8 protein-coding genes, 5 tRNA genes and 1 pseudogene are annotated in these 9,326 nt (G+C 45.4%); 12 read left to right on the top strand and 2 right to left on the bottom strand.

Annotation, left to right across the window (positions count from 1 at the left end; all coding sequences use genetic code 11):
- Positions 1 to 212, bottom strand: a pseudogene (locus C5684_RS08525) (hypothetical protein); the annotation flags it as partial.
- Between the two features lie 152 nt (positions 213 to 364).
- Here C5684_RS08525 and C5684_RS08530 point away from each other — a divergent pair.
- The 12 genes from C5684_RS08530 to C5684_RS08585 all read left to right on the top strand — a co-directional run bounded on the left by C5684_RS08530 (position 365) and on the right by C5684_RS08585 (position 8,783).
- Positions 365 to 2,152 (top strand): M3 family oligoendopeptidase, encoded by a 1,788-nt coding sequence (locus C5684_RS08530; RefSeq protein ID WP_104640046.1) that lies wholly within the window; start codon positions 365 to 367, stop codon positions 2,150 to 2,152.
- Positions 2,152 to 2,625 carry a hypothetical protein gene (locus C5684_RS08535; RefSeq protein WP_006016714.1) on the top strand — a complete coding sequence of 158 codons (474 nt, stop codon included), beginning with the start codon at positions 2,152 to 2,154 and terminating at the stop codon, positions 2,623 to 2,625. Before C5684_RS08530 ends, C5684_RS08535 begins: the two co-directional genes overlap by 1 nt.
- Positions 2,622 to 4,157 carry a DUF5644 domain-containing protein gene (locus C5684_RS08540; RefSeq protein WP_104640047.1) on the top strand — a complete coding sequence of 512 codons (1,536 nt, stop codon included), beginning with the start codon at positions 2,622 to 2,624 and terminating at the stop codon, positions 4,155 to 4,157. The genes C5684_RS08535 and C5684_RS08540 overlap by 4 nt, the downstream gene beginning before the upstream one ends.
- 3 nt (positions 4,158 to 4,160) lie before the next feature.
- Positions 4,161 to 4,478, top strand: a complete 318-nt coding sequence (locus C5684_RS08545) for a hypothetical protein (protein WP_233708731.1) — start codon at positions 4,161 to 4,163, stop codon at positions 4,476 to 4,478.
- A gap of 12 nt (positions 4,479 to 4,490) precedes the next feature.
- Positions 4,491 to 5,276: a TerB family tellurite resistance protein gene (locus C5684_RS08550; RefSeq protein ID WP_104640049.1), complete on the top strand. Its 786-nt coding sequence runs from the start codon at positions 4,491 to 4,493 to the stop codon at positions 5,274 to 5,276.
- Positions 5,277 to 5,337: 61 nt separating this feature from the next.
- Positions 5,338 to 7,728 (top strand): VirB4 family type IV secretion/conjugal transfer ATPase, encoded by a 2,391-nt coding sequence (locus C5684_RS08555; RefSeq protein WP_104640050.1) that lies wholly within the window; start codon positions 5,338 to 5,340, stop codon positions 7,726 to 7,728.
- Positions 7,729 to 7,846: 118 nt separating this feature from the next.
- Positions 7,847 to 8,224: a tetratricopeptide repeat protein gene (locus tag C5684_RS09630; RefSeq protein WP_233708732.1), complete on the top strand. Its 378-nt coding sequence runs from the start codon at positions 7,847 to 7,849 to the stop codon at positions 8,222 to 8,224.
- Positions 8,225 to 8,369: 145 nt separating this feature from the next.
- Positions 8,370 to 8,445 (top strand) — tRNA-Lys (locus C5684_RS08565).
- A 2-nt stretch (positions 8,446 to 8,447) separates the two neighbouring features.
- A tRNA-Glu gene (locus tag C5684_RS08570) sits at positions 8,448 to 8,522 on the top strand.
- A gap of 3 nt (positions 8,523 to 8,525) precedes the next feature.
- Positions 8,526 to 8,601, top strand: a tRNA-Val gene (locus C5684_RS08575).
- A 2-nt stretch (positions 8,602 to 8,603) separates the two neighbouring features.
- A tRNA-Asp gene (locus C5684_RS08580) sits at positions 8,604 to 8,680 on the top strand.
- A 27-nt stretch (positions 8,681 to 8,707) separates the two neighbouring features.
- A tRNA-Glu gene (locus tag C5684_RS08585) sits at positions 8,708 to 8,783 on the top strand.
- Here the strand turns inward: C5684_RS08585 and C5684_RS08590 are convergent.
- Positions 8,784 to 9,326, bottom strand: a 543-nt coding sequence (locus tag C5684_RS08590) for a cell surface protein (protein ID WP_104640051.1), incomplete at its 5' end; no start/stop codon positions are given.

A 9,326-nucleotide genomic window follows, 5' to 3' on the forward strand; every position in this document is an offset into this window, starting at 1 on the left:
TTGGGTTTGGGTGGCGGTGGAGGTGTGGAGGTGGGTTCTTTGGGCTTAGGGGGCTTGGGGTGTTCTTTGGGTTTTTCTAGCTCTTTTTTTTCTTCTGCATGCTTGCTGGCTGGAGGTTTCTTGGAGCTCTCAGCATTTTCATAAACACTGCATGCCCCAAATAGCACCACACTAGAAAACATGCCCAACAAAATAACCTGTCTTGCTTTCATCTTGCATCCTTCAGTCTCAAATATTAGGGGGATTATAACACGCCTTTAAGTAGAGTTTGCCATTGCAAGTGGTAAAATCCTTAGCATGTTAGCAACACCTCTAAAATCCATGCTAAAATAGCCCCCAAATCAATCACCGTAAGGAGTATTCTATGAGCAATGTTAAAACCCAAACCAAAGAGGCGGACAAAGCCTTAAAAAACCAAGATTTAGAACACCATTGGGATTTGAGTGCCTTATTCAAGGATCAAGAGTCTTTAGACAAGCACTTGAAAGAGTGGGATAAAAAAGTCAAGACCTTCGAGCAAAAGCACGCCCAAAGTTTTGCTAAGCTAGAGCCCAGTGCCTTTAAAAAGGTGCTGGAGGATTATGAAAACTTGAGTGAGGGAATTTCGCGCGCAATGGTCTATGTCTTTTTGATCTTTGCTAGCGATTCCAAACGCAGCGATCTTTACTCCAAATACCAGCTTATCTGTGCGGACATGGCACAACATCTCTTGTTTGTTGAAAATGAATTTTGCGCCCTAGAGGACGCACAACAAGAGGCGATGATTGATGCCACCCCCAAATACGCCTACTTCCTGCGCTTGCTCTTGCGCCAAAAACCCCACATGTTGAGCCTGCCTGAAGAAAAGGTTTTACTAGCCACTTCTAGCGTGGGCGTGGATGCCTTCTCTAAGCTTTTCGATCAAGTCATCACTTCGCTCAAAATCCCCTTTGAAAACAAAATGATCAGCGAGGAGGAGATTTTATCCGAACTGCACAACCCCAACCGCAAATTGCGCAAAAAAGCCCAAAAAGCCCTCACCAAGTCTTTGAAAAAAAATAGCTTGGTGCTCACCTATGTGCTTAACATGGTGAGAAAAGACCTGCATATTGATACCAAATTGCGCCACTATGACAAGCCCGAAACCTTTAGGCACTTGGGTAACCAAATCTCCCAAGAGAGCGTGGATAGCATGCTAGAGATCGTGAATGCCAATTATAGCTTAGTGCACCGCTACTACAAAAGCAAGGCTAAGATTTTGGGCTACAAGCTCAAAGATTATGACCGCTATGCGCCCATCAATGACAAAGAAACCCCCATTAGCTATAAAGAAGCCCTAGACCTTGTTTTAAAGGCTTACAAGGACTTTTCGCCTCAATTTTATGAGATTGTCAAAAAAGGCATTGATGGGGGTTGGGTCGATTCGCACCCCAGACCTGATAAACGCGGTGGGGCGTTCAGTGATAGCACCGTGCCCAGCGCACACCCCTATGTGTTGCTTAACTTTACGGGCAATCGGCGTTCAGCTTTCACCATCGCCCATGAGTTTGGGCACATGATCCACCAAGAGCTTAGCAAACAAGTAGGCTATCTCAACACCAACACCCCACTGACCACCAGCGAAACCGCTTCGGTCTTTGGGGAAATGTTGCTCTTTGAGAGCCTCAAAAAAGATTTGGATAAAAAAGAATTGCGGGGCATTTATGCGGGCAAATTGGAAGATATTTTCTCCACCATGTTTAGGCAAGTGGTGATGACCAATTTTGAACGCCGTATCCACGCCACAGAGGAGGAACTCAAGGTCAAAGACTTCGATCAGATTTGGCAAGAGGAAAATGCCAAAATGTTTGGTAAGAGCGTGAAACTCAGCAAGAATTACGCCCGCTGGTGGAGTTATATCCCCCACTTTATCCATTCGCCCTTTTATTGTTACTCCTATAGCTATGGGCAATTACTCGTCCTAGCACTCTTTGGGCTTTACCGCCAAAAAAACACCCCCAAAGACAAACAAGCCTTTGTAGAGACCTACACCACCTTTTTAAGCAAGGGCGGGAGTCAAAGCCCAGAGGAGCTAGTGGGGATGTTTGGGTTTGACATCGGGCACAAAGAGTTTTGGCAAATTGGCATGGGCGAGGTGGAAAAAATGTTAGAGGAATTTGAAGGGTTGCTTTAATGGATTTGTTGCAAAAATACAATGCCATGACAGACCAACACTGCCGCGACTGCCTGTATTTTTTGCACCACAACCGCATTAATTTTAGCATCTTTTGCGATCTCTCTAAGGTGCGCTTTGAACCCCTCTTGCCCCAAGACCTCTTAGAGAGTTTTGGGGCGTTCGTGCTCTTTGTGTTGGCAGGCTACACCTTTGAAAGCCTGAAAATTTATAGAGAAACCCCAGAAATTAGCTTTGAGGCGGGTTTAGGCGACAATATCGAAACCACGGTTAAAATCACGCTCAGTGGGATCGTGCAAATCATTATCAAGGATAAAAACGACTCTAATGTGGTGTTGTTTAACCGCTGCGACCCCTCCATGCTCTTTACAGATAACACCACCGAGCAACTCCAAAGCTCCAAAGATGCCTTTCTTTCCGATCCTAGAAACCAGCAAGCGATTCAATCCTTGCAAGATAAAGGTCCTAAATGAGTATTTTAAAATTGCAGATACGGGTATTCCGCTTTGATGCCAAGAATCAATACAACCCTAGTTACCCGCTCTGCATCGTGGAATATCTCCCTGAGTGGCGTTTAAAAGATGTGTTAGAACACATCCCCTTCCCCGATTTTGGCTATGATGCGACTCATTTGGGGTTTAAGATCAACCAAGTTGCCATTTTTGAAAATCTCCTTGTCTCTGAGTTGGTGCAACGCTTCTCTGCTGAATGGGTGTTAGAGCCCCTAGCGGCTGAATATGCCCTTAAAGACCTCCTCATGGATGAAAGTGCCATTTTAAGCCAATACCAATCTTTCTTGCAAAGCGCGCCCTTTTTGAGCGCAAGCGAGCAGAGCGAGTTAGCCAAATACATTAACATCAATTTCATCACCCCCAAAAAGCAAGCGGGCTACTATGGCGATGGCTTTTTCTTATATGTTAGATGGCTGATGAATCGCTACCCCACCCGCGCTAGGGATTTTTTGCAAAGCATCGCCCATGACAAATATGGCGTGATGCACTTTGTGAGTCTTAAAAACTACCTCTACCCCCCCAGCGATCGCCTAGATGAAGCCATCTATGATTTGCAAAAAATGCTAACGCAAGGTTCAGCCTGCCCCATTGCCAACAACACATGGGCACATGTGGGTAAGAATCTAGCCTTAAAATATGCTTTCCCGCCCAAACAAACCCCCCCCGCCAACAAAGCGGCATTTTTTATCTTTAATGGGTATGACAAGCTCTTTAATAGTGCCCCCCTCTTGCAAAGCACACGCGTCCTATTAAGCCGTTTAAAAGTGGAATTTGTGGAGCTTACTTGCTGTTTTGATGGGGGGTATTGGGGGCGTTTTGGGGATTTAGAAAAGTTTTTGAGCGCACAAGCCTACAATCTAGCCCTAGCCCACAAAATTAGCGCAACGCTTTTATTTTGCGATGAAGATTCCTATGCCAATGCCCTTTATGCTAAAAAAATCTTAGATGCAAGCCCTGAATGGCAGGAGAAAATCCAAAAAATCCTAGCCCCCCATGATCTGCAATACCACCCAGAGGCACAAATTGCCTATCTTAACCACCTTTTAAGCACGGATTTTTTAAACCTAGAGGGTTTTGCCAACCGCGCTATTTTTAGCGGGTTTAGCACGGCTCTATTTGGGGGCTACCATTTGGCACAATCTGCAAATTACAATGCGCTCTTTGATCGGCTCTCTTTAAAATGCCACACGCCCCTTTTTGCCACCCAGTCCTACGCCCACTTGTTAGAAATTGACATGCCCCTAGCCCTCAAGCAATCTGCTAATATCCGCTATGAAGCCATCGATCTAGGCGTGGATTTCTTGCTCACCACCTCTATTAGCCAGTTTTGCATGCTCGACACTCTAGCACAAAAAGCTTCCAAGCTCTACCAACGCGATCACGACAACACCAGCCTTTTATTCCTGCCCCAATTAGCCTTGCTGGCTCTAGGTGAAACCAACAAGCAGACTCTAGGCTTAGACACGCACGCCAACCCCTTTAGCTTTATCTAGGAGGTGCCCTTGAAAGCAGGATTAAAAATTATCTTCGCCATCGCTGTTAGCCTCTCTTGGTATTTGCTCAATGGAGAGGATTCGGGTGAGTTGTCCTTGATGATTTTTTTCTTCCTAGCCTTTATTTTACTGGCCAAGCCTATCTCTTTCCAATCCCCCGAGAAACGCGAAGACTATATCCAGCAACTCAAAAGAAGCTATGAACGCCAAATGGATTTGAAAAACAAACAGAAAGAGGAGAAACGGCGTTTGATCCAAGCCACAACTGAGAGAAGTTACCGCAAAACGCACCAAAAACAAAATGATACCAGTTTATTATGAGAGGATGATTGTATGGAAGTGATTTTAATTGTGGGTGCAGCGGTGGTGTTGATTTACTTGTATTACACCCTGCAAGAGTATTTGAAAAACCCTTTAAAGAGTTTCCCCACCCCCAGCCCAGAACCTGTAGAGAAAGTTCCTGAGATTTACACCCTGCCTGACCCCCTAGAGGTTTTAAAGTCTAGCGAGCAGGGCGTGGTGGTGGGCTTGATCGCCCAATTTGAGCGCAAGCTCAATGCTAATGCTCTCTCTGAAGTCCTATTGGAGATTTTCTTAAAAGATTTAAGCCAAATGGGCACAGAGGCTAAAAACTTAGAGGAGCTTAAAAAACTCTATGCCAGCGAGGACATGCCCAGCCTAGAGAGCCTTTGCACCCAGTTTTTAGAGCTAGCGCATGGCGAGTATAAAAAACGCGTCAAGCTGGTAGAATTTTTATTGGTCTTAGCCTATAGCGATGGGATTTTAGGCGAGGCTGAAAAAGAAGCCTTGATCGATGTGGGCGCATTTTTACGCCTAGAGAATGCGGATTTTAACCAGCTTTATGAAGGCTTTGAACAACTCTCTTTACAGAGCATGGAGCTTAGCCCAGAGAGAGCCTCAGAGATTTTAGGCACGGGTGAAAATCCTAAAAGCAGTTTTGAGGATAAGGTCAATCAAAACCATTTGAATATCTTAGACCCCAAAACTTGGAATAAAAGCTACCTCCCCGATCGCATGCAAACCCTTTGGGAGCTCCAACAAGCTTACAGCACCTTGCAAAACGCACCTGCCAAAGTTTCTTTAGCTAAGAATCACTGATTTTGCAGATTTTCTATTCAGGGGTGTGCTTTGAGTTCTTGACACCCCAGATAACCCCCACATGCTAAATGGGTTGTGGCAATTTTTACGCAATAAGAGCCTAGACCTTTTCTTAGGCGCGCTCCCTAAAGTCTATTCTTTAGCGGAGGAAAATAACATTTTAGGTCTATACGATGCGCATTTTTTGCTCACCAAACAAGAACAATTAGTGGGGATTTTGCAAATTGAGGGCTTGAGCGCAACGGCGATGCTGGCTAAGGACTTAGAGGGCTATTTTGATCACAAGAAAAACGCCTTAGAACAACTCCAAGGCGTGGTGCTTAGAATCTACACCCAACGCCAAAAAGTGCAACTCCAACAAAACCAGCAAATTAACAACCCCTACGCCCAAACCATCATCAACCATTTTGAGAGCAAGGGCATTTATGAAAATACCTATTATCTCATTTTGGAAACCACCACCAACCCCATCAAGGGATTTTTTGAAAAGAAAAAATTAAAACTCACCACTTCCACGCAAAAAAGCCACCCACAAGAAAGCTACGCCCATAAAGTTTCTTTGCTCACCCAAAACATCGCCCAAATCACCCACGCCCTCAAAGACTTCAAGCCCACCCAACTAAGTGCTGTCCAAGCCCTCAACTTTTATGCCCGCTTCATCAATGGGGTGGATTTGCCCCTACAACCCAGCTTGGGCTTTTTGGAGGATAGCTACATTGCGGCTAATATCCACTTCCACAAAGATCACTACATCCAAGATCGCAATGGCGCGCTCACTTATAAACGCATTTTAGGGATCAAAGCCTATGGGAGCAAAACCATCACCTCCATTGCCCTCTCCACCCTCTTACACCAAGAAAAAGAATTAGAGATCATTTTTTCTATTGAGCCTTTGGGTTTGCCTGAATCTTTAAGCTTTGTGCAAGAAAAAATCCGCTTGAGCTGGAGTGCCCTTGTGCGTGCGGAGTTGCAAAACTACCATGAACTCATCAAAGCCAAACGGCTTTGTTTGCAAAAATGCGCCCTGAATATCATTCTATCCAGCCCTAATCTGCCCACGCTCAACCAGCAAACCCAAGAGGTCTTAAGCCTGCTCTCTAACGAACATTTGATCGCGGTGGTGGAAACTTTGGGGCTCAAACCCGCTTATTTTTCCTTTTTCCCGGGGCGTTTGAATCTCAACCCCCGTTTGCGCCACCAAAGCACCCAAGCCCTAGCGTGCCTCATCGTGTTTGAAAAACCCAATCGGGGCTTTAAAAGCAACTCATGGGGACCTATGCCCTTAAGCGTGTTTAAAAACTTGGATCACTCGCCCTATTTGTTTAACTTCCACAACCAAGAGGTCAGATACCAAGCCCACAGCACGCTTAAAGCCAACGGACACACCATGATCATCGGGGCAACAGGGGCGGGCAAAACAACCTTAATGGGCTTTTTGATGATGAGCGCGCTCAAATATTCTAACCTCAATATCCTAGCCCTTGATCGCGCCTATGGGCTCTTTTCTTACACGCATTATTTTGGCGGGACCTACAACTCTGGCGAACAATTTGCCATCAACCCCCTATCCCTGCCCTTTTCCCAACAAAACCAAGATTTTTTGCACGCCTTTTATGCTGCCATGCTTAATGTCCCCCTAGACTCGCCCCACCAAGCCGACATCCAAGAGCGCAACGCCATTTTAAAAGCCTTAAAAAGCCTCTATGCCACCCTGCCACCCCAAAGCTTTAATCTCCAAGACTTTAAAGAGGCCCTCACCCACACCCCCAAACTCACCTTGAGTCTAGAACCCTACTTAAACAACCCCCTTTTTAACGCCCTTGAGGATAGTTTAGAGTTTAAAACCCCCATCATGACCATCAACATGGATGCCATCTCGCCCAACCCCAAAGATTTAGGGCTACTGGCCTACTACATTTTTTATAAGATTTTCCACCTAGCCCTGCAGCGCGATCAAGGTTTTTTGCTCTTTGTAGATGAATTTAAAAGTTATGCGCAAAATGAAGTCCTCAACGAACACATTAACACTTTGATCACCCAAGCCCGCAAGGCTAATGGTGTGGTGGTGCTCGCCCTGCAGGACATCAACCAACTACACACCATTAAAAACGCCCAAAGTTTTGTCAAAAACATGGGCACTCTTTTATTCTACCCCCAAAAAAACATGGACAGCACCGCCCTAAGTCGGGATTTTGGGATTCAACTTAGCAACATGGAAAAACATTTTTTAGAAAACACCCCCGTGCATGCCCACCAAATTTTAGTCAAAAACATGGGCGATGGGAGTTCTAACATCATCGATATTAGTTTGGAGTCGCTAGGTCCTTACTTACCAATCTTTAGCTCTAATCCTAGCCATGCCCAGTATTTACAAACCCTCATGCAAGAGCACCCCCACAACTGGCGCGAGGTGTTGTTGCAAGAAAATAAACACAACCCCACATTTTCTTAAGCCTAATTTCATAAGGATACTGGAAAATACGATGAAAACGCACATCTAGCTCTAAAAAAGCTACAAGGCAAGCAATACCGCCCCATTGATCAAGATTACCCCAAAGCTTTGGAGGCTTATGAAAAGCTGCACAGGGGAACAATGGGGATGCGTTCATGGCTTTAGCCGACATGTATGTATATTAGCGGTGGCTACCAAACATAAAGAACGCTTTATTTGGCTTGCCAAAATCAAGCATAAACCTGCCTTTAGCTCCTACATGGCAAGGCAATGTGCTTATCAACAAAAGCATTACCCAAAAGCCATTAAGTTTTACAAGCAAAGCGTGGCAATTAAAAACCAAGCCAAATACACGCCCACTTTGCTTTGGAACATGGCACAAGCCTACAAGGCTTTAAAAGATGGGAAAAATTACAAAAACACTTTGCACCAATTAACCCAGTATCCTGAGAGCCAACAGGGTAAAAGGGCTTTGGCGATTTTGCAACAAAAATAGGCACACCCATCAACATACTAAAGCGTGCCAAATGTGAGCCAACTTTGATCGCAATCTGGGGAAGTTTAGTATATGAGCCTAATTTGGGTATCTTGGGTCTTGACAAAGACTTTTAAATAGTGTAGTATTACTTCTTTGTTTGCCTGACCCGTTAGCTCAGCAGGTAGAGCAATTCCCTTTTAAGGAATGGGTCGCTGGTTCGAATCCAGCACGGGTCACCAAAGGCTCCTTCATCTAGTGGTTAGGATACCACCCTTTCACGGTGGTTACAGGGGTTCAAATCCCCTAGGAGTCACCACCCGGTCGCTTAGCTCAGTTGGTAGAGCGCCACCCTTACAAGGTGGATGTCATAAGTTCGAGTCTTATAGCGACCACCATTGGAGCGGTAGTTCAGTTGGTTAGAATACCTGCCTGTCACGCAGGGGGTCGCGGGTTCAAGTCCCGTCCGTTCCGCCACTTATACGAAAATCCCCTAAATTTTAAGACCCCTTCATCTAGTGGCCAAGGATACCACTCTTTCAAGGTGGAAACGGAAGTTCAAATCTTTCAGGGGTCGCCACTATTTGGGGCACTCTAAAAATAGATCAAATACGGCTTTGTTGCGTAATTCCCGCTTGAAGTCTAGATTAATCATCACTTCTTTACTATGGGTGAAGGTATCGATGAGTTGCTTGCGGATCACAACACGGCAGTTATTCACATTAAAATAAGGGGGGATGGCTTGGATGGCAATTTCAAAGCGTGTGGGTGTTTGCTGGGTGAGGGTGTAGCGTTGGTAAATGGCGTTGATATTAGCCACCTTTTGCTTTTTTTGGGTGTATTTGTAGATGTCAATTTGCCCTTCTATGTTGGTGATTTGGGTGGAGGCGTTGTTGAGCGCAAAAATTTGGGTTTGTAATTTGGTGGGGAAGACCTCGCCTTGCATGAATTTTTGCAATTTGAAAGAATAAATCTCTAAAAAGAGCTTGCCATTGCTCTTTTCCACACCCACATCATGCCCGCTCAAAGGGTAGTAGTCCTCTTGAGAGAAGACCACCTTACTAGGCCCTCTGGGCTGGATTTTGATCACCACCGGGCGGGGGCGGGGTTGTTGGGCTTCTTG

It is taken from the genome of Helicobacter bizzozeronii (genome assembly GCF_900196775.1).
In the GTDB taxonomy this organism is placed as follows: Bacteria; Campylobacterota; Campylobacteria; order Campylobacterales; family Helicobacteraceae; genus Helicobacter; species Helicobacter bizzozeronii.